We start from the raw sequence: 20,354 nt of genomic DNA, 5'->3' as shown, positions 1-20,354 counted from the left end.
CCACGCCGAAGTCCTCGCGCTGGCCACGGACTTCGTGCTGGGCGCGCTGCTGTCGCGCGCCTACTCCCGGCCGGTCGCCGACGCGCTGGCGGCGCCGCCGCCACTGGGGCTGCGGATGCCGCTGGCGGCGGGGTTCGGGCGGTCGCTGCGCCCGTAGCGGCAGCCGCCGCGGTCGGCCCGGCCACCGCCGCGCCCGCGGTGCCTCGCCGGGCAGGGCAGGGCAGGGCAGGGCAGGTCAGGTCTCCCGGTCAGTCCGGCAGGAGCCGGCCCTTGCGGGAGAGCAGGAAGCGCTTGAAGGCGGCCACCGGCGCGGTGTCCGGGTGGCCGTCGAGCCAGGCGACCCCGATCTCGCGCGCCGCGCGCGGCGCCGTGACCGCCAGCTCGACCACCCCGGGGCGGGCCACGGCGGGCGGCGGCAGCAGCGCGACGCCCAGCCCCGCCGCGACCAGCCCGCGCAGCGTCTCGGCCTCCTCGCCCTCGAAGGCGACGCGTGGCCGGAACCCCGCCTCGGCGCAGAGGTCGTCGGTGATCCGGCGCAGCCCGTACCCCGGTTCGAGGGTGACGAACGTCTCGTCGGCGGCCTCCGCGAGGCGCACCCGACGGCGACCGGCCAGCCGGTGGTCGTCGGGGACGACCAGCCGCAGCCGCTGCTCGTCCAGTCTGCGGGTGACCAGGTCGGGGGCGTCCGGCACGGGCGAGGTGAGACAGAGGTCGAGATCGCCCGCGCGCAGCCGCTCGATCATCGCCTCCCCGTAGTTCTGCACGAGCTGGAACCGCACCCGGGGGTGGTCGGCGCGGAAGGCCCTGATCAGCCCCGGTACCGTCTCCGAGCCCATGGTGTGCAGAAACCCGAAGGCGACCTTGCCGGACGCCGGGTCCGCGTCGGCCCGTACGGACTCGGCGGCGCGCTCGACCTCGGCCAGGGCCCGTTCCACCGAGCCGAGGAACGTCCGGCCGGCCGGGGTGAGCGAGACCGTACGGCCCCTCCGGGCGAACAGGGCGACGCCCAGGTCCTGTTCGAGCCGGACCATGGCCCGGGAGAGCGTGGACTGCGGCACGCCCATGTCCCGGGCGGCGCGGGTCACGTGCTCGTGGCGGGCCACTCCCGCGAAGTGGGCGAGCCGGGGCGCGAGACGGGCGGGCCAGGACTCGGCGTCGAGCCCGGCGACGGGCGCGCTCCGGTCCCCGCGACCGGTGTGATCCATGTCGTGTTCGTCAGCGTTCCCCGACAGACGCCGCTGTGAGCTTTGCTCATGCATCATGGGAACGATTATCGCCATTCTGTGCATTGGACGCATGAAGGACGGCTGTTTACCTTCGGACCATGCCTTCAGTCAGTACCGAGGCGCCCGTCACCCCGGGTGCCTCCGCCGCGCCGTTCGCTCCCACCGCCACCGCACCCACCGCCACCGCACCCACCGGCTCCGCACCCACCGGCTCCGCACCCGAGCAGCTGGTCCCCGGTGGCCCCGGCTACCGCCGGATGAGCTTCGCGCTGTTCGCCGCCGGGGTCGCGACCTTCGCGCTCCTCTACTCCACCCAGGCCCTGCTGCCCGCCATCTCCGCCGGTTTCGGCGTGACGGCGGGCCGGGCCAGCTGGACGGTGTCGGCGGCGACCGGCGCGCTGGCGCTGTTCGTCCTGCCGCTGAGCGCGCTGTCCGAGCGGTTCGGCCGACGCACGCTGATGACGGTCTCGCTGACGGTGGCGGCGGCGGTCGGGCTGCTGGTGCCGTTCGCGCCGAACATCGAGGCGCTGGTCGCGCTCCGCGCGCTCCAGGGCGCGGCGCTGGCCGGGCTCCCGGCGTCGGCGATGGCGTATCTGGCGGAGGAGGTACGGCCGAAGGCGCTGGTCGCCGCGATCGGGCTGTTCGTCGCGGGCAACAGCGTCGGCGGGATGAGCGGCCGGGTCCTCACCGGCTGGGTCGCGCAGCTGTGGGGCTGGCGCGCGGCGCTGGGCGCGGTCGGGCTGCTGGCCGTGGCGTGCGCGGTGGTCTTCCGCCTGCTGCTCCCCAAGGCCCGCAACTTCACGCCGCGTTCGCTGAGCCCGCGCGCGCTGGCCGCGACGGTCGGCGGGCATCTGTCCGATCCGCTGCTGCGCCGGTTGTACGCGATCGGCGGGCTGTTCATGGTGGTGTTCGGCGCGGTCTACACGGTGATCGGCTACCGGCTGGTGGCGGCGCCCTTCCACCTGCCGCAGGGCATCATCGGCTCGATCTTCCTGATCTACCTGGTCGGCACGGTCTCCTCCGCCGCGGCCGGCCGACTGGTCGAGCGGCTGGGGCGGCGCGGCGCGCTGTATCTGGCGGTGGGTACGACGGCCGCCGGGCTGCTGGTGTCGCTCTTCGACAGCCTGGCGGCGGTGCTGCTCGGTCTGGTACTGATCACGGCGGGCTTCTTCGCGGGCCACTCGGTCGCCTCGTCGTCGGTGAGCCGTACGGCGAAGACGGGCCGCGCGCAGGCGTCGGCGCTCTACCAGTCGGCGTACTACCTGGGCAGCAGCGCGGGCGGCACGCTCGGCGCCGTCGCGTTCCACGCGGTCGGCTGGGGCGGGACGGTGGCCCTGGGGCTGGCGGCGGTTCTCGGCGTCGTGTCGATCACGCTGTACGGGTCGCACTGCGCGCGGACGGCGCGCGGGACGGCAGCCCCGGCGGCCGGTTGAGCCCTCCGGCCGCCTCCCGTAGCCAACGCCCTTCCCGTACCAAACACCCTTCCCGTACCGAACGCCCAGCTCCCGGCCCCGGGCCGAAATAAACCACCGCGCCCGTGCAACTGCCCGCAGGCCCCGGCCGTCTACTCCCGCACAACGACCCGTATACATCTGCGGAGGGGGACGGGGCGGATGCGACACATATCCCGTACGGGAACCGTGGCCGCCGGTATCGCGGCGCTGGTGGTGCCCTTGGCCGTGACGGTCGTGGGCGCGGCGCCCGCGCAGGCGGCTTCCTGTACGACGAGCAAGGGCCCGTACCAGAAGCAGGTCGAGAAGTTCCTCGGCCGGCCCGTGGACGGAAAGCAGTCGGCGGCCGACTGCAAGGCCATCAGGGCCTTCCAGTCGAAGCACGGCATCACCCCGACCATCGGCTACGCCGGTCCGGTCACCTGGGGCGTGATGGACCTGATGAACAACCAGAAGGCGGCCGGGAAGAACCCCAACAAGGCGGGCAAGTGCCCGACGAACAAGGGGCGGATCGCCTGCGTCGACCTCACGCGTCAGCTGAGCTGGATCCAGAACGGCAAGAAGCTGACGTACGGCCCGGTGCCGGTGCGCACCGGGCGCAAGGGCTACGCGACCAGGACCGGGCTGAAGAAGATCTACTGGCGGCACAAGGACCATGTCTCGTCGATCTACGACGTGCCCATGCCCTACAGCCAGTTCTTCGACGGCGGCCAGGCGTTCCACTCGGCGAACCTGAGCATGTGGAACCCGCCGGGCTCGCACGGCTGCGTGAACATGACGAAGACCGTCGCCGCCACGTACTGGACGACGCTGAAGACCGGCGACCCGGTGTACGTGTACGGGCGCAAGCCCGGCACCTGACCCCGGCCCGGCAGCTGGCCCCGGGGCCTGACCCCGGTGCGTGACCCGGCACCTGGCCCGAAGGTCACTCCGTCGAGCGGAATACTCTGCCGGTATGAGTGAACGAGGAATGCAGGAACTGGCGCTGCTGCTGCTGACGGCGCTCGCGAACGCGCCCCGGCACGGATACGCCATCGCCCAGGAGGTCAAGGTCATCAGCGACGGCCGGGTGGTGCCGCGCACCGGAGCGCTGTACGGGGCACTGGACCGGCTGCTGGCCGAGGGCCTGATCCGGGTCGAGCGCGAAGAGGTGGTGCGCGGCCGGGCCCGGCGCGTCTTCGCGCTCGCCCCGGCCGGGCGGGAGCGGCTGGAGACGGAGGCGGAGCGGCTGGCCGCGACCGCCCGGGAGGTCAGGCGGCGGCTCGGCGCCGAGGGAGCGCCGGTGCCGCCCGTGCCGACGGCGCCCGCGGCCCCGGCGTGAGCGATCGGACGAGCGGTCCCCGCGATCCGCTGTCCCGGCTGTACCCGGCCGCGTACCGGGCCGCCCACGGCCGGGAAATCATCGACGTGCACCGGGAGCTGACGGCGGACCTGCCGCGCGCGGCCCGGCTGCGCGCGGACGCGGACCTGGCCGCGCACGCCCTGCGGGTACGGCTGGGTCTCGACTCGGCCTCGCCCGCCGGGCGCCTCCTCGCGCTGGCGGCCCCGTTCGCGCTGGCGGCCGGTGCGGTGGACAGCGGGCTGCGGCTGACGAGCTGGTACGCGTCGCTCGTCCGCTCGCCCGCGCCCGCGTGGGTGCAGCTCTCCACCATGGACGGCGCCTGGGGCCTGTACCTGCTGTTCTCCGCCCTGGTGTGCGTCGGCGCGGTGGTCGCCCTGACCGGCCGGTGGACGCTGGGCGCCGGGACGGCGGTGGGCGGGCTGCTGGGGACGGCCGCGCAGTGGCCGCTCGCCCCGCCCACGCACGGCGACGGCGCGGTCGCCCCCGTCATGGCGCTGCTGACGGCGGCCGTCGTGCTCGGCTGCCCGCAGGACCTGCGCGCGGACCGGCGGCTGTCGGTGGCGGCCGGGGCGGCGGCCGCCGTCGCGTGGTTCCCCGTCGTGGTCGCCCGTACCGGAGCCTTCGGCGTGAGCACGGACTACGGCGCCTGGCCGCTGCTGGTCCTCGCGTTCACCGGGGCGTGGCTCGCCGTGCGCGCGCGGTCCTCCGGGCTGCGCGAGGCCGGCGCCCTGGCTCTGGCGTCGCCGCCCCTGGTCGCCTGCGCCTACACGAACGCCTGGGGCGATCTCCGGCCGGTCCTCGGCGGGGTCCTTGTGCTGCTGTCGGCCGTGGCCGTGGTCGCCGTCACCTTCCGCGGAGTGCGCCGTCGACGCTGAGGCGGCAGGGGCGGGAAGGGCGGCAGGAGCGGCAGAGGCGGCAGGAGCGGCAGAGGGTGCCCGAGGATCCGTGGCGGCGGTTCGCCGCTTGCCATAGTCCGTTGAGCTGAATAATCTCTGCGGTGTTCCATCCGTCGGTTCCGAGGCGGCCCGGCCCAGCGCGCTCCGAGCAGAGACTCCGAGCGGAGGAAGACCGCCGAGCGGGGAGGCCGCCGAGCAGGGAAAGATCGCCGAGTTGCCGTTCACCTTGTCCCACCCCGCCGCGGTACTGCCGCTGCTGCGGCGGCCGTTCGTCCCGGCCGCCCTGGTCGCGGGCTCCGTGGCGCCCGACGTCCCGTACTTCCTGGGCGCCCTCGGCGTGGCGGAGACCAGCTCCGCCGACTGGTACGGGCCGCTCCTCAACGCCACCCGGACCCACTCCTTCGTCACGGGCCCGTTCGTCGCCCTGCCCTTCGCCCTCGGGCTGGTCGCCGCGTACGCGCTGCTGCGCGCGCCGGTCACGGCGCTGCTGCCGCCGGGCCTGCGCCCCGCGGCGCCCGAGCGGCCTGCCGGGGCGCGGGCGACGGCGCGGTACGCGGTGTGGCTGCTGGTCTCGGCGCTGATCGGCATCGTCTCCCACCTGGCGTGGGACTCCTTCACCCACGGCGACGGCGTCCTGGTCGCCCACGTGGAGCCGCTGCGCGCGGAGGTCCTCGGCGGCCTGACGGCCGCGCGGCTGCTCCAGTACGCCAGTACCGCCTTCGGCCTGGCGGCCTGCGGCCGGTACCTGTGGCGACGCCGCGACCGGCTCCGTACGGACGAGGGCCCCGCGGTGGCCCGGCTCGCCCCCGTGGCGCGGTGGAGCGTGGTGGCGCTCCTGGTGGCGGCGCCCGTCGTCGGCGGCGCCGTGCACGCCCGCGCCGACTTCCACGCCTACCGCCACGTGACGGAGGTGGACTTCAGCCGCCCCACCCCCGTGGACCTGAGCGACGGCACGAGCGAGACCACGTACCCGGAGAGGGCGGCCCTCGCCCCCTGGGGCACCGTCGCCGAGGGGGTGCTGACGGGGGCGGCCAAACGAGCGGGCGGCGCCTTCGCGGCAGCGCTGCTGCTGTACGCCGCCGCCTGGCGGCTCGCCGCGCTCGTACGCGGGCAGGACCGGGGGACCCGGGGCCCGGAGGCGCGCGACGGGGAAGCCCCGACGCCCGAGGCCCGGACGCCGGAGGACCGGAACCCGGCCGCCCGGAACCCGGCCGCCCGGGACAGCTGAGCCAATCCGCTGCGGCCGGGCGCGCCTTCCGGGAGACTGGTCACGGACCGGATTCACGCGGGGCGACTGAGGTGACGGCGCGATGAGCGATACAGCGGCAGCGGCAGCGGCAGCAGCAGGGACAGGGACAGCGGGCACGGAAACAGGGGCGGGCCGGGGCGAGTTGGACGCCCGGCTGGAGAAGCACCGTACGGAACTGACCGGTTACTGCTACCGGATGCTGGGCTCCCCGTTCGAGGCCGAGGACGCCGTCCAGGACACGATGGTGCGGGCCTGGAAGAGCTTCGACAAGTTCGAAGGCCGGTCCTCGCTGCGCTCGTGGCTCTACCGCATCGCGACCAACGTCTGCCTGGACATGCTCAACGCGGGCAACCGCAGGGCCCGTCCGATGGATCTGTCGGGGCCCACGCCCGTCGCACAGGCACAGCTCACCGCGCTCCCGGAGAACACCTGGCTGGAGCCGGTGCCGGACGGCCGGGTCCTGCCGTCGGTGACGGACCCGGCGGAGGCGGCCGTCTCGCGGGAGACGATCCGGCTGGCGTTCGTCGCGGCGCTGCAGCACCTGCCGCCGAAGCAGCGGGCGGTGCTGATCCTGCGCGAAGTGCTGTCCTGGAAGGCGAGCGAGGTCGCCGAGCTGCTGGAGACGACCGTCGCCTCGGTCAACAGCGCGCTCCAGCGGGCCCGCGCGACGATCGCCGAGTCCGAGCCGACGGTCACGGAGACCGCGGACCCGCTCGACGAGGAGCATCAGCGGCTGCTGGAGCGCTACGTCGCGGCGTTCGAGGGCTACGACATGAAGGCGCTGACGGCGCTGCTCCACGACGACGCGAAGTTCACCATGCCCCCGTTCGATCTGTGGCTCCAGGGCCACGACGACATCACCGGCTTCATGCTCACCATCGGCGCCGGTTGCCGGGGCTCGCGGCTCGTGCCGACGGTCGCCAACGGGACACCGGCGTTCGCGCACTACAAGCCGTCCGAGTCGGGCGACGGCTTCACGCCGTGGGCGCTGCAGATCATCGAGATCGAGAACGGCAAGATCTCGGCGATGAACTGCTTCCTGGACACGGACCGCTGGTTCCCGCTGTTCGATCTGCCGACGACGCTGGCGGACGCGTAGGACGCACACCCTGGCCCCGGACCTGGACCTGGACCTGCCCGGACCCGGACCCGACCCCGCACCTGGCCCTTGGCCCCCGGACCTGGCACCGGCCCTGACCCGTCACTCCCGGGCCAGGGCCCCCAGCCCCACCAGGTCGAGCAGCAGCCGCAGCTCCCGCCCGGTCCCGCGCAGCGCGACCCGGCAGCCGCGCCTGCGCGCCGTGAGCTGGAGCAGGGCCAGCAGCTCGACGGCGGCCAGCGTCGGCCGGACGAGGCCGCCGACGTCGCAGACCACGTCGGCGGCGGTCGCGGGCAGCCCGGCGGCCAACTCCTCGTGGCGGCGCGGCACATCGGCCGGTGCGATGTGCCCGGCGACCACGAGGACGGTGGGTTTCGTGTCATCCACGCCTAGGAGACCGGCCGGGCGACCGGAACTCATCGCACCCGGGCGGGCACGGCCCGTACGCTGCGGAGCATGACCCACGAACCTGTCGAACTGGTGATCTTCGACTGCGACGGTGTGCTGGTGGACAGCGAGCGGCTGTGTCTCCGGGTGGACGCGCAGGTCTTCGCGGCGCTGGGCTGTCACTTCACCGAAGAGGAAATGATCGAGACCTTCGTCGGATCATCCGCCGAAATCTACGACAAGGCCCTGGAGGAGCGGCTCGGGCGCCCGTTGGAGCCCGGCTGGAACAAGCCGTACGACCATCTCTACCGGCGGGCGTTCGAGACCGAGCTGACGGCCATCGACGGCGTCGCGGACGCGCTGGAGGCCCTGGAGCTGCCGATCTGCATCGCCTCGAACTGCGGCCACCACTCGCTCCGGCGCAATCTGCGGACCACCGGGCTCCTCCACCACTTCGCCGACGGCCACATCTTCAGCGCCGAGGACGTCGAGCGGGGCAAGCCCGCCCCCGATGTCTTCCTGCACGCCGCCCGCACGATGGGCGTGGCCCCGGCGCGCTGCGTGGTCGTGGAGGACAGCCCGTACGGCGTGACGGCGGCCCGCGCGGCGGGCATGCGCGTCTTCGGCTACGCGGGCGGGCTGACCGCCGCGCACCGGCTGGCCGGGCCGGGCACGGTGGTCTTCGAGGACATGCGGGAGCTGCCGGGGCTGCTGGACCCGGGGCGGGGCCGGGCCGAGCGCGCGGTCAGCTGACGGGGAACTCGGTGGTGTCGATGGCGAGGTCGAAGGGGGCGGGGAGCGTGAGTTTGCCGCCGTACTCGACCGTCTCCAGCATGCGGTACGTGCCGCCCTCGGGCTCGCCGTAGAGCGTGGCGCTCGGGGAATCCGACGCCCACGGGTCCAGCAGCAGGTAGAGCGGGACGCCTGCCTGCGCGTAGCCGCGTGCCTTGGCGATGCGGTCGTGGTGGGCGTTGCCGCGTGAGGTGATCTCGACGACGAGCTTCGCCCGGCTCGCGGGGAACAGCTCCCCGGGCGCGGGCCGGTCCTCCTCCGCCGCCACCATCAGGTCGGGGATGTAGAGGCCCTTGCGACCCGGTACGGCCACCTCCTGCGTCTGGAAGATCCTCCAGTGCTCCGGAATGATGGTCGCGAGGCGCAGCAACAGCAGGTACGCGGTGGAATTGTGGTCCCAGGACGGCGACGGTGACACGGTGATGATCCCCTCGATGATCTCCACCTTGCGGCCCTCGGGTGCGTCCATCCCCTTCCAGGTATGGACAAGATCGTCCCAGCCCTGCTCAGGGCCGTGGTCGACGGTGAGTGCGCTCATGGCGGTCTCCTTCGTTGTGTCACCGATCCCAGCATGCCGAACGGGACCGGTGTCCGTCCACCGATCCCGTTCACCCGAATGGGTAACCTCGCAGGTCGGACCCGCGTCAGGCGATACGTTCCCGCACCACCGGCGTGGCCTCGTACGCCGTGCCGGGGGCGCCGATGTCGTACGTGCCCGCCAGCGCCTCGGTCGCGTAGGCGAACTTCTCCGGGGTGTCCGTGTGCAGGGTCAGCAGGGGCTGGCCCGCCGTGACGGTGTCGCCCGGCTTGGCGTGGAGTTCGACGCCGGCGCCCGCCTGGACCGGGTCCTCCTTGCGGGCGCGGCCCGCGCCGAGGCGCCAGGCGGCGACGCCGACTCCGTAGGCGTCGAGGCGGGTGAGGACGCCAGAAGCGGGCGCGGTGACGACCTGCCGCTCGCGGGCGACCGGCAGCGCGGCGTCCGGGTCGCCGCCCTGGGCGGCGATCATGCGGCGCCAGACGTCCATCGCGGAGCCGTCGGCGAGCGCCTTCGCCGGGTCGGCGTCGCGCAGGCCCGCCGCGTCGAGCATCTCGCGGGCGAGCGCGAGGGTCAGCTCGACGACGTCGGCCGGGCCGCCGCCCGCGAGCACCTCGACCGACTCGCGGACCTCCAGGGCGTTGCCGGCCGTCAGGCCGAGCGGGGTGGCCATGTCGGTGAGCAGGGCGACGGTCTTCACGCCGTGGTCGGTGCCCAGGCCCACCATGGTGGAGGCCAGTTCGCGGGCGTCTTCGATGGTCTTCATGAAGGCGCCGGAGCCGACCTTGACGTCCAGGACGAGCGAGCCCGTGCCCTCGGCGATCTTCTTCGACATGATCGAGGAGGCGATCAGCGGGATGGCCTCGACCGTGCCGGTGACATCGCGCAGCGCGTACAGCTTCTTGTCGGCCGGGGCCAGCCCGTCGCCCGCCGCGCAGATGACCGCGCCGGTGGTGTCGAGGACGCGCAGCATCTCCTCGTTGGAGAGCAGCGCCCGCCAGCCGGGGATGGACTCCAGCTTGTCGAGCGTCCCGCCGGTGTGGCCGAGCCCCCGGCCGCTGAGCTGGGGCACGGCCGCGCCGCACGCGGCGACCAGCGGGGCGAGCGGCAGGGTGATCTTGTCGCCGACGCCGCCGGTGGAGTGCTTGTCGGCCGTGGGGCGCGAGAGCGCGGAGAACTCCATGCGCTCGCCGGAGGCGATCATGGCGGCGGTCCAGCGGGCGATCTCCGTACGGTTCATGCCGTTGAGGAGGATGGCCATCGCGAGCGCCGACATCTGCTCGTCGGCGACCTCGCCACGTGTGTAGGCGTCGATCACCCAGTCGATCTGCTCCGGGCTCAGCTCGCCCCGGTCGCGCTTGGTGCGGATGACGGAGATGACGTCCATGGTGGTCCTTACCCGTGGGTCGGTTCGTGATGACTGCGGTCCCGGGGGAGCCGGATCGCGGCTCCCCCGGGACCTGGTTTCGGATGAGGCCGCGGCTTCGGCCGAGGCCCGGCCTCAGCCCAGGTGCCCCGGGCCGAAGGGCTGCGGCAGCATGTCGTTCAGCGTACGGAGCCCGTCCGGGGTCTCCAGGATCAGTTCGGGGCCGCCGAACTCGTACAGCAGCTGCCGGCAGCGCCCGCACGGCACCAGCACCTCGCCCACGCCGTCGACGCAGGTGAAGTGGGTGAGCCGGCCGCCGCCGCTGAGCTGCAGGGCGGAGACCAGGCCGCACTCCGCGCAGAGCCCGATCCCGTACGACGCGTTCTCGACGTTGCAGCCGGTGACGGTACGGCCGTCGTCCACCAGCGCCGCGACGCCCACCGGGTACTTCGAGTACGGGGCGTACGCGCGGGACATGGCGTCCCTGGCGGCCGTGCGCAGGGCCGTCCAGTCGATCTCGGGCGCGGGTGCGGGTGCGGGTCCTGTCATGTGCCTTGCCCCTTCCGGTACGGCATGCCGTCCGCCTTCGGCATCCGCAGCCGTTGCGCGGAGAGCGCGAGGACCAGGAGCGTCGTGACGTAGGGAGCCGCGTCCACGAACTGGCTGGGCACCTGGTCGGTCAATGCGTACCAGACGAAGAGCAGCGCCGACACCGCACCGGAGATCAGCGCGGCCGTGTACTTCTTCTTGTAGAGCTGCCAGCCCACGACCAGGACGAGCAGGATGGCGAGCAGGAGCAGCATCGCGTGGACGTTCTCCGCGCCGCCGCGCAGCTTGAGGCTGTCGGTGAAGCCGAAGAGTCCGGCGCCGAGGGCCATGCCGCCGGGCATCCAGTTGCCGAAGATCATGGCGGCGAGGCCGATGTAGCCGCGCCCGCCGGTCTGGCCCTCCTGGTAGATGCCGGTGGCGACGATCGCGAGGAACGCTCCGGCGAGTCCGGCGAGGCCGCCGGAGACGGTGACGGCGATGTACTTGTACTTGTAGACGTTGACGCCGAGGGACTCGGCGGCGACCGGGTTCTCGCCGCAGGAGCGCAGCCGCAGTCCGAAGGCGGTGCGCCACAGGATCCACCAGGTGCCGGGGATGAGCAGCAGCGCGACGACGGTCAGCAGCGACAGATGGGTGACCAGGCCGCCGACGACCCCGGCGATGTCGGAGATCAGGAACCAGTGCCGTTGCTGGAGGTCCTGCATCCAGTCGGCGAGTCCCGGCACGGTGATGTCGGTGATCGGGTCGATGCGCGGGGACTGCTTGGAGGAGCCGCCGTCCAGGTCGGCGAAGGCGAAGTTGGAGAGGTAGCGGGTGAATCCGGCGGCGAGGATGTTGATGGCCACACCGGAGACGATGTGGTTGACGCCGAAGGTGACGGTGATGACGGCGTGCAGCAGTCCGCCGAGACAGCCGCCGAGTATGCCGAACAGGACGCCGACCCACGGGCCCCACTGGAAGCCGGCCCAGGCGCCGAACCAGGTGCCGAGGATCATCATGCCTTCGAGGCCGATGTTGACGACGCCCGCGCGCTCGGCCCACAGGCCGCCGAGCCCGGCGAGTCCGATGGGTACGGCGAGTTCCAGCGCGCCCGCGACCTGGCCGACGGAGGTGATGTCCTCGGCGCCGCTGATCAGCCGGACCAGCGACACGAGGGCGAGTGCCCCGGCGACGATCAGCAGGACGACGGGCAGGGAGAGTGTGCGGCGGCCCGCGCCCTTCTTGGGGGCGGTGCTCGTCGCGGAGACGGTGCTCGTGCTCGTGCTCACAGGGCTGCCTCCTCCTTCTCGGTCTTGAGGGCGCCTCCGGCGGCGAGTTCCTCGCCGACCTTCTGCTGCTGGCGGCGGAGCCCGTAACGGCGGACGAGTTCGTAGCTGACGACGACCGAGATCACGATGAGGCCCTGCATGATGTCGGCGATCTCCTTCTCGTACCCGTGCTGGTCGAGGGAGGCGGACGACTTGACGAGGAAGGCCATCAGCAGGGCGCTGAGCGCGATGCCCACCGGGTTGTTCCGGCCGAGCAGGGCGATGGTGATGCCCATGAAACCGATACCGGCCGGGAAGTCGATGCTGTAGGTGTGGGTGTCGCCGAGCAGGGTCGGCATCCCGACCAGGCCGGCGACGGCCCCGGAGAGGAGCATCGAGGTGAGGACCATCTTCTTGGCGTCGACGCCGGACGCCTGCGCGGCGCTCTCGCTGGCGCCGGTGGCGCGCAGGTCGAAGCCGAAGCGCGTGCGGCCGAGGACGAACCAGTAGATGACGCCGCAGGCGACGGCGACGAACGTGAAGCCGTAGATCTCTCCGGCCTCGGGGCCCAGGGACAGGCCGGGGAACCAGGCGGACTCCGGGATGTCGCCGGTGGTCAGGTTGTTGGAGCCGGCCGGCTGGACGCCGAAGTTCTTGGGCAGGATCAGCCAGGCGACGAGGCTGGTGGCGATCGCGTTGAGCATGATCGTGGAGACGACCTCGCTCACTCCGCGGCTGGTCTTGAGGATGCCCGCGATGCCCGACCACAGGGCGCCGACGAGCATCGCGACGAGCACGATCAGCGCGATCCGCAGCGGTCCCGGCAGACCGACGTTGGCGCCGACGAGCGCGGCCACCATCGCGGCGAGCCGGTACTGGCCGTCGACACCGATGTTGAAGAGGTTCATCCGGAAGCCGACGGCGACCGCGAGGGCGGCCAGGTAGTACGTGCCGGCCTGGTTGATGATCAGCACCTGTACGTCGACGTACGAGGCGGAGTCGAACATGATCTGGTACGGCTCGATCGGGTCACGGCCCGAGACGAGCAGCACCAAGGAGGTGAGGGCCACGGCGACCACCAGCGCGAGCGCCGGGCCCGCGAGGCCCAGGATCAGCCGGTCCTTGTCGAACTTCTTCATCGGGCGTCGTCCTCCGGGGGTGCCTCTGCGGCGTCTGGGGCGTCTGCCGCCGGTGCCGCGTCCAGATGACCGGTGGCGGCGCCGGTCATCGCCGAGCCCAGTTCCTCCGGAGTGATGGTGGCGGGGTCCGCGTCGGCGACGAGCCGGCCGCGGTACATGACCCGCAGGGTGTCGGAGAGCCCGATCAGCTCGTCCAGGTCGGCGGAGATCAGCAGGACGGCGAGTCCTTCGCGGCGGGCCTCGCGGATCTGGTCCCAGATCTGGGCCTGCGCGCCGACGTCCACGCCGCGGGTCGGGTGCGCGGCGATGAGCAGCTTGGGGCTGTGGCTCATCTCGCGGCCGACGATCAGCTTCTGCTGGTTGCCGCCGGACAGGGAGGCCGCGGTGACCTCGATGCCGGGGGTACGGACGTCGTACTCGCGCACGATCCGTACGGTGTCGGTGCGGGCGGCGCGCGGGTCGAGCAGTCCGCGGCGGCTGTTGGGCCGCTCGGTGACGTGGCCGAGGATGCGGTTCTCCCAGAGGGGCGCCTCCAGCAGCAGGCCGTGGCGGTGCCGGTCCTCGGGGATGTAGCCGATGCCGGCCTCGCGGCGCTTGCGGGTGGGCGCGTGCGAGAGGTCGGCGCCGTCGAGGGTGATGGTCCCGCCGTCGGGGTCGCGCATCCCGATCAGCGCCTCGATCAGCTCGGTCTGGCCGTTGCCCTCGACACCGGCTATGCCCAGGACCTCGCCCTGGTGGATGGTGAACGTGATGCCGTCCAGCACCTCGCGCACGACGCCGTCGGGGTCGGTGGCGGTCAGCCGCAGCTCGTCGACGGTGAGCGTGGGGCGGTCGGTGACCGTCGACTCGCGGGTCTCGGGCGAGGGCAGTTCGCTGCCCACCATGAGTTCGGCGAGCTGCTTGGGCGTGGTGTGCGCGGGGTCGGCGGTGCCCACGGTGGTGCCCCGGCGGATGACGGTGATGTCGTCGGCGACCGAGAGGACCTCGCCCAGCTTGTGCGAGATGAAGATGACGGTGAGGCCCTCGGCCTTGAGTTCGCGGAGGTTGTCGAAGAGCGCCTCGACCTCCTGCGGGACCAGGACGGCGGTGGGCTCGTCCAGGATCAGGATGCGGGCGCCCCGGTAGAGGACCTTGAGGATCTCCACGCGCTGGCGGTCGGCTACCCCGAGGTCCTCGACGAGGGCGTCGGGGCGGACGCCGAGGCCGTACGCGTCGGAGATCTCCTTGATCTTCTTGCGGGCCTTGGAGCCGATGCCGTACAGCTGCTCGCCGCCGAGGACGACGTTCTCCAGGACGGTGAAGTTGTCGGCGAGCATGAAGTGCTGGTGCACCATGCCGATGCCGCGGGCGATGGCGTCGGCGGGGCTCGCGAAGTGGGCCTCGGCGCCGTCGACGGTGATGGTTCCCTCGTCCGGCTTCTGCATGCCGTAGAGGATCTTCATCAGGGTCGACTTGCCGGCGCCGTTCTCACCGACGAGGGCGTGGACCGTGCCCTTGTGGATGGTGATGTCGATGTCGTGGTTGGCGACGACTCCGGGGAAGCGCTTGGTGATGCCGCGCAGTTCCACCGCGGGGGGTGCGGGAGGGCTGCTGGTCGGACTGCTGGACGCGTTGATGGCGCACTCTCCTTGGCGGGAAAGGAGTGGAGACGGGGTGAGTGGCAGGGCGGGGTGAAGCTATCGCGCCGGAGGGCCGTCTACACGCGTAGCGCTGCCGAATCGTAAAGGTGGGAGGGGAAGTGCTCCGCTGCACCTGGCCACGGCCGGGCGGCCGGGACCCGGTTCCCGTGAGCGCCGGACCGGCTGCTTCCAGCCGGTCCGGCGCTCATGGGGTGACGGTGCGCTGCCCCGCCCGCCGACTACGGGGTGGTCTTGACGGTGATCTTGCCGTCGATGATCTCCTGCTTCGCCTTGTCCACCGCGCCGATCACGTCGGTCATCTTGGTGAAGGCCGGGTTGGAGTCGGCCAGGCCGACGCCGTCCTTGTCCAGGCCGTAGCGGATCTCACCGGACTGCGGCTTGCCGTCCTGGACCGACTTGATCAGGTTGAAGACGGAGTCCGCGACGTCCTTGGTGACCGAGGTCAGGATCGAGTCCTTGTAGGTGGCCAGGCCCTTCTGGTTGTACTGGTCGGAGTCGACGCCGATGGCCCACTTGCCGGCCTTGGCGGCTGCCTCGATGGAGCCGGAGCCCGCGAGACCGGCGGCGGCGTAGATGACGTCGGCCTTCTTGTCGAGCTGCCCCTGCGCGGCGGCCTTGCCCAGGTCCGGCTTGGAGAAGCCGTCGAAGTTCGGCGGCTGGGTCAGGTACTGGGAGAGCACCTTGACCTTGGGGTCGGTGTCCGTGACGCCCTGCTCGAAGCCCGCCTCGAACTTCTTGATCAGCGGGGTCTCGACGCCGCCGATGAAGCCGACCGTCTTGCTCTTGGAGACCTTGGCGGCGGCGACGCCCGCGAGGTACGAGCCCTGCTCCTCGTTGAAGACCAGGTTGGCGATGTTCTTGTCGGTCACCGAGGCGTCGTCGATGATGCCGAAGGTGGTCTTCGGGAACTTCGCGGCGACCTTCTTGATCGCGGGCGCGTAGGCGAAGCCGACGCCGATGACCGGGTTGTTGCCCGCGCGGGCCAGCTCGGTCAGCCGCTGGATCTTGTCGGCGTCCGCCTCACCGTCCGAGGGCTCGGCGGCGCTGCCCTTGATCTTCAGGTCCTTCTGGGCCTTCTCCAGGCCCGCGAACGCGGCGTCGTTGAACGACTGGTCGCCGCGCCCGCCGACGTCGTACGCGATGGCCGCCTTGGCGCCCGCGGAGTCCCCCGAGGAGGCGGTGTCCGACGACGATTTGTTGCCACACGCGGTGGCAGTCAGCGCGAGCGCGGCCGTTGTGGCGCCCACGGTGACTATCCTGGTGATCCGGCGCAAGAGAGGCTCCTTCAGCGTGACCGAAGCGCCTCTTCCGGCGCTGGTTTCGCGGCGATCGTAACGCGCGTAGATGTCAGTTAAAGACCTGTACGGAAGCCGTTATCGGATCGTCGCGAACGCGAGGTGTCCTGGCCGGTTACAAACGGTTGCCGTCGATCAACGCGGCGGCGGTGAACAGCTCCACGCCGACCTCGATCGCCCGCTCGTCCACGTCGAAATCACCCCGGTGCAGGTCATAACGGTCCTGGCTGCCGGGCCTGCGCACGCCCAGCCGGGCCATGGCTCCCGGGACCTGTTCCAGGTACCAGGAGAAGTCCTCGCCGCCGAGGCTCTGCTCGGTGTCCTCGATTGCGTACGATCCGCGCCGGGCGGTCTGGGCGGCGCGGATCAGCTCGGTGACGACCGGGTCGTTGACGACCGGCGGCACACCCCGGACGTACTCGATCTGGGTCTTGGCGGCGTGCAGCGCGGCGACCTCGTCGATGGCGGCGTGCACCAGGTCCGGCGCGTCGCGCCAGGCGGGCAGGTCGAGGCAGCGGACGGTGCCGGACAGCTCGGCGTGTTGCGGGATGACGTTGCAGGCGTGGCCCGCCTCGATACGGCCCCAGGTGACCGCCAGCCCGGAGCGGGCGTCGACCCGGCGGGCGAGCAGCGCGGGGACCTCGGTGGCCACCTTGGCGACGGCGGTGACCAGGTCGGTGGTCAGATGCGGCCGGGCGGTGTGGCCGCCGGGCCCGTCGAGGGTGATCTCCAGCCGGTCGCAGGCGGAGGTGATCGGCCCGGGGCGCAGTCCGATGCTCCCGGCGTCGACGCGCGGGTCGCAGTGGACGGCGATGATCGAGCCGACGCCGTCCAGCACGCCGGACTCGATGGCGTCGGCGGCGCCGCCCGGCAGCACTTCCTCGGCGGGCTGGAAGATCAGCCGTACGGGGTTGGGCAGCAGCCCCCGCCGGTCCAGGTCGGCCAGGACCAGTCCGGCGCCGAGCACGGCGGCGGTGTGGACGTCGTGCCCGCAGGCGTGCGCCCGGTCGGGCACGGTGGAACGGTACGGGACGCCGGTCTTGGTGTCGGGGATGGGCAGCGCGTCGATGTCGGCGCGCAGCGCCAGCATCGGCCGCCCGCCGCCGTCCGCGCTCCCCTGCCCCGCCCCGGCCGCCCGGGGGATGCCGATGTCGCAGACGAGCCCGGTCCCGGTGGAGAGGACCCGCGGCGCGAGACCGGCCCGCTCCAGCCGGCTCTTGAGCGCGGCGGTGGTGCGGAACTCCTGGTTGCCCAGCTCGGGATGCATGTGCATGTCCCGGCGGAAGGCGATCAGCTCGGCGCGCAGCTCCGGTGGCAGCGCGCCGGGCAGTGCGGCGGAGGGCGTCACGGGAGACGCCTCGTCGCTGGAGCGGTCGGTTTCGGACTCACGGGACATCAGCTGGCTCACCTGTTGAAGAGTAGGCCCCTTCATTGATCAACCAACCATGGATCAACAAAATTTCAGCCAGTCAGGCGAAGAAATATGGAACGGGCACGCATGGTCACCGGACAGAGCGGGTATACCCGGCCGCTATCTCCCGCTCAGAGGTCGTCCGGCGCCCGCGGCCCGCTCGACAGGTGACGGCCTGGCGGCGCTGCGAACAGAGCGGGACGCTCTGTGGGTACGCATCCATCAGGGCACGGAGATCCGGCAACCGAATGCCGGGCCGGGCGTTCTCGATGCGACCGATCTTGGACTCGGCCGATCCGAGCACCTTGGCCGCGTCGGCATGTGTCATACCGACGGCCGTCCGCAGATCGCGCAGCCACCGGGCCAGCCGTCGCCGACGCATGGTCGGGTTGCTGTTGATGGGCAAGCCGAGAAGGAGATTGAACACACGACCGGACATCGCAACCGCGAAGGACGACAACGGTCCGAGATCGTTCCGTACATCACCACTTGGAGCGCCGAGCGCACCCACCCGCCTGCCCTGATCGCGCGTCCAGGGATCGGCGTCGCCTACAGGGAATCCGCCGGTTACTTGCCGCACAGCTCGTGATGGGGCTGCGTGGCTGCACGCTCGTTGACCTCGCCGTCGACCAGAGGGCGTAACCGTGATGGAGCCGGGCTTACGCCCTTCGGAAGTCAGAGATTTCAGCGGCAAACGGCCCGTCGGAAGAGCTCCGCGACGCTCCCTTGACCTCCCCCTCACCACTCCGGGACAATCAGCGAGAATCTTTCAGTAGGTTTCGAGAAAGGATCGGCATGCGCGCACGTTTTCTCGGCAAGGACCCCGAGTCCCAGGTGGGACAGTCACCTACGCTGTTCGCGACAGACCGGACGGATCGCAAGACCTTCATCGCCCAGGGCTGGGTGGTGACCGACCGCCAGGCCCTCGTCGACGTCGGGCCCGTCCCCGAGGGCGAAGCGATCATCGAAATCCCCGAAGAGGTACTCAAGCTCTACGCGCGCCGGTACGAGGAGGGCGAACACTGAGCCTCATCACTGGCGACGAATTCAGCCGGCTCTTCCGGACGTTCGAGCACACCGCGTTCCGTCTGGAAGTCCGCGACCGCTACGACGCGCCGTACGAGAACGCATCGCTGGCCAGATTCCTCGCAGCCGAAGAGGACGACTTGCCCTGGATGCGGGACTGGCTGTACATGATCCGTGAGGCGACTGAAAATGGTCGCCGTTTCTCCCGGGTACGAGTGGTGAGTATGCCCCTCACCGAATACAGTCGTTTCGGTGTGTGGTGCGCGCAGTTCACCAACGAAGCCGGCGAGGATATCCGCTATCTCCAACGCGAACGAGCCCGTGCGGAGAACCTGCCGGACCACGATTACTGGTTGTTCGACTCGAGGTTGCTGATCAGTATGCATTTCGATGACGCGGACCGCTTCCTCGGCGGTGAGCTGATCGAGGATCCCACCACCGTCGTGCAGCACAGCTACTGGCGTGACGCGGCCTGGCACCACGCCATAGGACGGGACGAATTTGCGATCGGTTAGGTCATCGGGCATCACTACCGTTCACGAAGCGCGCAGCGCCCTCGGGCAGCGGCTCCGTGAGCTGCGTCAACAAGCCGGGCTGTCCGGCAGGCAGCTCGCGGAGTCGTTGTCGTGGGCACCTTCCAAGGTCTCCAAGCTGGAGAACGGCAGGCAGACACCGACGGCCGAAGATATCCGCGAGTGGACCCGGTCGACCGCGAGCGAGGATCAGTCCGAAACCCTGCTGACGTCACTGCACACTTTGGATCTCCAATATGCCGAGTGGCAGCGTCAATTGAAGACGGGCTTCGCCTCTCATCAGAACACGATCGCCCATCTGGACGAGCGGACAAGGTTCTTCCGGGCATTTGAACCGACTGTTGTCCCTGGCCTGCTTCAAACAGCGGGGTACGCACGGGAGCGGTTCACTCAGGGCGCCACCACTCTCAAAGTGCCCCACGATGTGGACGAAGCGGTGCGGGTACGGACTCAACGCCATGAAATTCTTTACCGCCCCGACAAACGCTTCCACTTCGTTCTGACCGAAGCGGCCTTGCGCTATCGGCTCTGTGCGACCGAAGTCATGCTTGGGCAGCTTGACCGCCTGGTCTCTCTGTCGACGCTGCCGAACGTCAAGCTCGGCATCATCGCGTTCAGCACCCGATACACCGTGGCCCCGTGGCACGGTTTCTGGATCCTTGATCATGACCGAGTGATGGTGGAAACATACTCCGCCGAGCTGAACCTTGCTCAGCCGTCGGAAGTGAAACTGTACGGAACGGCCTTCGAGCAACTCGCGGCTGTGGCCACCTACGGACGAGCGGCACGCGCCCTCATCACACAGATCAGCGACGGCCTCTCGGCAGAGGTCTCCCAAGTCTCCGAAGATAGCGAGTAATTTCGGAGTGCTCCATCCGCTCTGATTATTTCTAGAAATATCAAGAAATCCTCTGTCCTGGCAGAGAAGACCTCCTCTACTCTCCCCAGAACGTCCGGAGAAGAGAGGAGACCACCATGAACGATCTGCTTCGCACCGACGCCGGAACCAACAGTGAGGACGAGCTGTTGCCGGTCGCGCTCGGCGACATCGCCGAGCTGACCGAGGGCCAGGGCCGCGGCCAGAGCGAGGACAAGCGTCGCGCCTACAACAGCTGACCCTCTTCATGAGGGGCGGTGCGGACATGGGAGTTGGACTTGCCATGTCCGCACC

General features: G+C 70.9%; 22 protein-coding genes and 1 pseudogene. 12 read left to right on the top strand and 11 right to left on the bottom strand.

Translation table 11 applies throughout. The features are described 5' to 3' along the window. Window positions 1–157 (top strand): annotated as a pseudogene (locus tag DVH02_RS22765) (alpha/beta hydrolase); the annotation flags it as partial. A gap of 91 nt (window positions 158–248) precedes the next feature. Here DVH02_RS22765 and DVH02_RS22760 read toward each other — a convergent pair. After that, window positions 249–1,262 carry a LysR family transcriptional regulator gene (locus DVH02_RS22760; RefSeq protein WP_199566377.1) on the bottom strand — a complete coding sequence of 338 codons (1,014 nt, stop codon included), beginning with the start codon at window positions 1,260–1,262 and terminating at the stop codon, window positions 249–251. Between the two features lie 62 nt (window positions 1,263–1,324). On the opposite strand from DVH02_RS22760, the gene DVH02_RS22755 reads away from it, so the two are divergent. The 6 genes from DVH02_RS22755 (at window position 1,325) to DVH02_RS22730 (ending at window position 7,263) form a co-directional block, all read left to right on the top strand. Then, window positions 1,325–2,659 (top strand): MFS transporter, encoded by a 1,335-nt coding sequence (locus DVH02_RS22755; RefSeq protein ID WP_114625677.1) that lies wholly within the window; start codon window positions 1,325–1,327, stop codon window positions 2,657–2,659. Window positions 2,660–2,839: 180 nt separating this feature from the next. Next, window positions 2,840–3,538: a L,D-transpeptidase family protein gene (locus DVH02_RS22750; RefSeq protein WP_114625676.1), complete on the top strand. Its 699-nt coding sequence runs from the start codon at window positions 2,840–2,842 to the stop codon at window positions 3,536–3,538. 94 nt (window positions 3,539–3,632) lie between these two features. Then, on the top strand, window positions 3,633–3,998 hold the full coding sequence (locus DVH02_RS22745; protein WP_114625675.1) for a PadR family transcriptional regulator: 366 nt from the start codon (window positions 3,633–3,635) through the stop codon (window positions 3,996–3,998). Beyond that, window positions 3,995–4,894, top strand: coding sequence for a hypothetical protein (locus DVH02_RS22740; protein ID WP_114625674.1), 900 nt, complete (start codon window positions 3,995–3,997; stop codon window positions 4,892–4,894). The genes DVH02_RS22745 and DVH02_RS22740 overlap by 4 nt, the downstream gene beginning before the upstream one ends. Before the next feature lie 235 nt (window positions 4,895–5,129). Then, entirely contained in the window at window positions 5,130–6,143 is a 1,014-nt protein-coding gene (locus DVH02_RS22735; protein ID WP_199566376.1) for a DUF4184 family protein, read from the top strand. 82 nt (window positions 6,144–6,225) lie between these two features. Beyond that, window positions 6,226–7,263 (top strand): sigma-70 family RNA polymerase sigma factor, encoded by a 1,038-nt coding sequence (locus DVH02_RS22730; RefSeq protein WP_114625673.1) that lies wholly within the window; start codon window positions 6,226–6,228, stop codon window positions 7,261–7,263. Between the two features lie 102 nt (window positions 7,264–7,365). On the opposite strand, the gene DVH02_RS22725 is transcribed toward DVH02_RS22730, so the two are convergent. Continuing rightward, complete coding sequence (locus DVH02_RS22725) at window positions 7,366–7,650, bottom strand: STAS domain-containing protein (protein ID WP_233518391.1); 285 nt, start codon at window positions 7,648–7,650, stop codon at window positions 7,366–7,368. Window positions 7,651–7,719: 69 nt separating this feature from the next. Between DVH02_RS22725 and DVH02_RS22720 the strand changes: the two genes are divergently transcribed. After that, window positions 7,720–8,403 carry an HAD family hydrolase gene (locus DVH02_RS22720; RefSeq protein ID WP_199566375.1) on the top strand — a complete coding sequence of 228 codons (684 nt, stop codon included), beginning with the start codon at window positions 7,720–7,722 and terminating at the stop codon, window positions 8,401–8,403. On the opposite strand, the gene DVH02_RS22715 is transcribed toward DVH02_RS22720, so the two are convergent. From DVH02_RS22715 to DVH02_RS36335, 9 genes are all read right to left on the bottom strand, one after another. Then, on the bottom strand, window positions 8,396–8,980 hold the full coding sequence (locus tag DVH02_RS22715; protein WP_114625671.1) for a Uma2 family endonuclease: 585 nt from the start codon (window positions 8,978–8,980) through the stop codon (window positions 8,396–8,398). The genes DVH02_RS22720 and DVH02_RS22715 overlap by 8 nt on opposite strands. A 106-nt stretch (window positions 8,981–9,086) precedes the next feature. Next, window positions 9,087–10,364, bottom strand: coding sequence for a thymidine phosphorylase (locus tag DVH02_RS22710; RefSeq protein ID WP_114625670.1), 1,278 nt, complete (start codon window positions 10,362–10,364; stop codon window positions 9,087–9,089). 114 nt (window positions 10,365–10,478) lie between these two features. Continuing rightward, the gene (locus DVH02_RS22705) at window positions 10,479–10,892 is read right to left on the bottom strand and encodes a cytidine deaminase (RefSeq protein ID WP_114625669.1); all 414 of its coding nucleotides are present in this window, start codon (window positions 10,890–10,892) and stop codon (window positions 10,479–10,481) included. After that, window positions 10,889–12,160, bottom strand: a complete 1,272-nt coding sequence (locus DVH02_RS22700) for an ABC transporter permease (RefSeq protein ID WP_114625668.1) — start codon at window positions 12,158–12,160, stop codon at window positions 10,889–10,891. The genes DVH02_RS22705 and DVH02_RS22700 overlap by 4 nt, the downstream gene beginning before the upstream one ends. Then, a complete protein-coding gene (locus DVH02_RS22695) occupies window positions 12,157–13,278 on the bottom strand; it encodes an ABC transporter permease (protein ID WP_114625667.1) in 1,122 nt (373 codons plus the stop codon). Before DVH02_RS22695 ends, DVH02_RS22700 begins: the two co-directional genes overlap by 4 nt. Next, window positions 13,275–14,894: an ABC transporter ATP-binding protein gene (locus DVH02_RS22690; RefSeq protein WP_199566380.1), complete on the bottom strand. Its 1,620-nt coding sequence runs from the start codon at window positions 14,892–14,894 to the stop codon at window positions 13,275–13,277. Before DVH02_RS22690 ends, DVH02_RS22695 begins: the two co-directional genes overlap by 4 nt. Before the next feature lie 242 nt (window positions 14,895–15,136). After that, the gene (locus DVH02_RS22685) at window positions 15,137–16,192 is read right to left on the bottom strand and encodes a BMP family lipoprotein (RefSeq protein WP_114625665.1); all 1,056 of its coding nucleotides are present in this window, start codon (window positions 16,190–16,192) and stop codon (window positions 15,137–15,139) included. A gap of 136 nt (window positions 16,193–16,328) precedes the next feature. Further along, entirely contained in the window at window positions 16,329–17,609 is a 1,281-nt protein-coding gene (locus DVH02_RS22680) for an amidohydrolase (protein ID WP_114625681.1), read from the bottom strand. Between the two features lie 106 nt (window positions 17,610–17,715). Next, a complete protein-coding gene (locus DVH02_RS36335) occupies window positions 17,716–17,952 on the bottom strand; it encodes a helix-turn-helix domain-containing protein (RefSeq protein ID WP_233518393.1) in 237 nt (78 codons plus the stop codon). Between the two features lie 467 nt (window positions 17,953–18,419). Between DVH02_RS36335 and DVH02_RS22670 the strand changes: the two genes are divergently transcribed. The 4 genes from DVH02_RS22670 to DVH02_RS22655 all read left to right on the top strand — a co-directional run bounded on the left by DVH02_RS22670 (window position 18,420) and on the right by DVH02_RS22655 (window position 20,299). After that, window positions 18,420–18,650 carry a hypothetical protein gene (locus DVH02_RS22670; protein WP_114625664.1) on the top strand — a complete coding sequence of 77 codons (231 nt, stop codon included), beginning with the start codon at window positions 18,420–18,422 and terminating at the stop codon, window positions 18,648–18,650. Beyond that, window positions 18,647–19,165: a DUF6879 family protein gene (locus tag DVH02_RS22665; protein ID WP_114625663.1), complete on the top strand. Its 519-nt coding sequence runs from the start codon at window positions 18,647–18,649 to the stop codon at window positions 19,163–19,165. Before DVH02_RS22670 ends, DVH02_RS22665 begins: the two co-directional genes overlap by 4 nt. Continuing rightward, entirely contained in the window at window positions 19,152–20,042 is an 891-nt protein-coding gene (locus DVH02_RS22660) for a helix-turn-helix domain-containing protein (protein WP_114625662.1), read from the top strand. Before DVH02_RS22665 ends, DVH02_RS22660 begins: the two co-directional genes overlap by 14 nt. 116 nt (window positions 20,043–20,158) lie before the next feature. Beyond that, entirely contained in the window at window positions 20,159–20,299 is a 141-nt protein-coding gene (locus tag DVH02_RS22655; RefSeq protein WP_114625661.1) for an albusnodin family lasso peptide, read from the top strand. Window positions 20,300–20,354: the final 55 nt, after the last annotated feature.

This window comes from Streptomyces corynorhini (assembly GCF_003346515.1).
GTDB lineage: Bacteria > Actinomycetota > Actinomycetes > Streptomycetales > Streptomycetaceae > Streptomyces > Streptomyces corynorhini.
This window is presented reverse-complemented; position numbering and strand designations above follow the sequence as displayed.

Bases quoted from the DNA above. Each gene is read 5' to 3' on its own strand.
- DVH02_RS22760 (WP_199566377.1), bottom strand. From the start codon at position 1,262: ATGATGCATGAGCAAAGCTCACAGCGGCGTCTGTCGGGGAACGCTGAC.
- DVH02_RS22755 (WP_114625677.1), top strand. From the start codon at position 1,325: ATGCCTTCAGTCAGTACCGAGGCGCCCGTCACCCCGGGTGCCTCCGCC.
- DVH02_RS22750 (WP_114625676.1), top strand. From the start codon at position 2,840: ATGCGACACATATCCCGTACGGGAACCGTGGCCGCCGGTATCGCGGCG.
- DVH02_RS22745 (WP_114625675.1), top strand. From the start codon at position 3,633: ATGAGTGAACGAGGAATGCAGGAACTGGCGCTGCTGCTGCTGACGGCG.
- DVH02_RS22730 (WP_114625673.1), top strand. From the start codon at position 6,226: ATGAGCGATACAGCGGCAGCGGCAGCGGCAGCAGCAGGGACAGGGACA.
- DVH02_RS22720 (WP_199566375.1), top strand. From the start codon at position 7,720: ATGACCCACGAACCTGTCGAACTGGTGATCTTCGACTGCGACGGTGTG.
- DVH02_RS22715 (WP_114625671.1), bottom strand. From the start codon at position 8,980: ATGAGCGCACTCACCGTCGACCACGGCCCTGAGCAGGGCTGGGACGAT.
- DVH02_RS22710 (WP_114625670.1), bottom strand. From the start codon at position 10,364: ATGGACGTCATCTCCGTCATCCGCACCAAGCGCGACCGGGGCGAGCTG.
- DVH02_RS22705 (WP_114625669.1), bottom strand. From the start codon at position 10,892: ATGACAGGACCCGCACCCGCACCCGCGCCCGAGATCGACTGGACGGCC.
- DVH02_RS22695 (WP_114625667.1), bottom strand. From the start codon at position 13,278: ATGAAGAAGTTCGACAAGGACCGGCTGATCCTGGGCCTCGCGGGCCCG.
- DVH02_RS22680 (WP_114625681.1), bottom strand. From the start codon at position 17,609: ATGTCCCGTGAGTCCGAAACCGACCGCTCCAGCGACGAGGCGTCTCCC.
- DVH02_RS36335 (WP_233518393.1), bottom strand. From the start codon at position 17,952: ATGACACATGCCGACGCGGCCAAGGTGCTCGGATCGGCCGAGTCCAAG.
- DVH02_RS22670 (WP_114625664.1), top strand. From the start codon at position 18,420: ATGCGCGCACGTTTTCTCGGCAAGGACCCCGAGTCCCAGGTGGGACAG.
- DVH02_RS22655 (WP_114625661.1), top strand. From the start codon at position 20,159: ATGAACGATCTGCTTCGCACCGACGCCGGAACCAACAGTGAGGACGAG.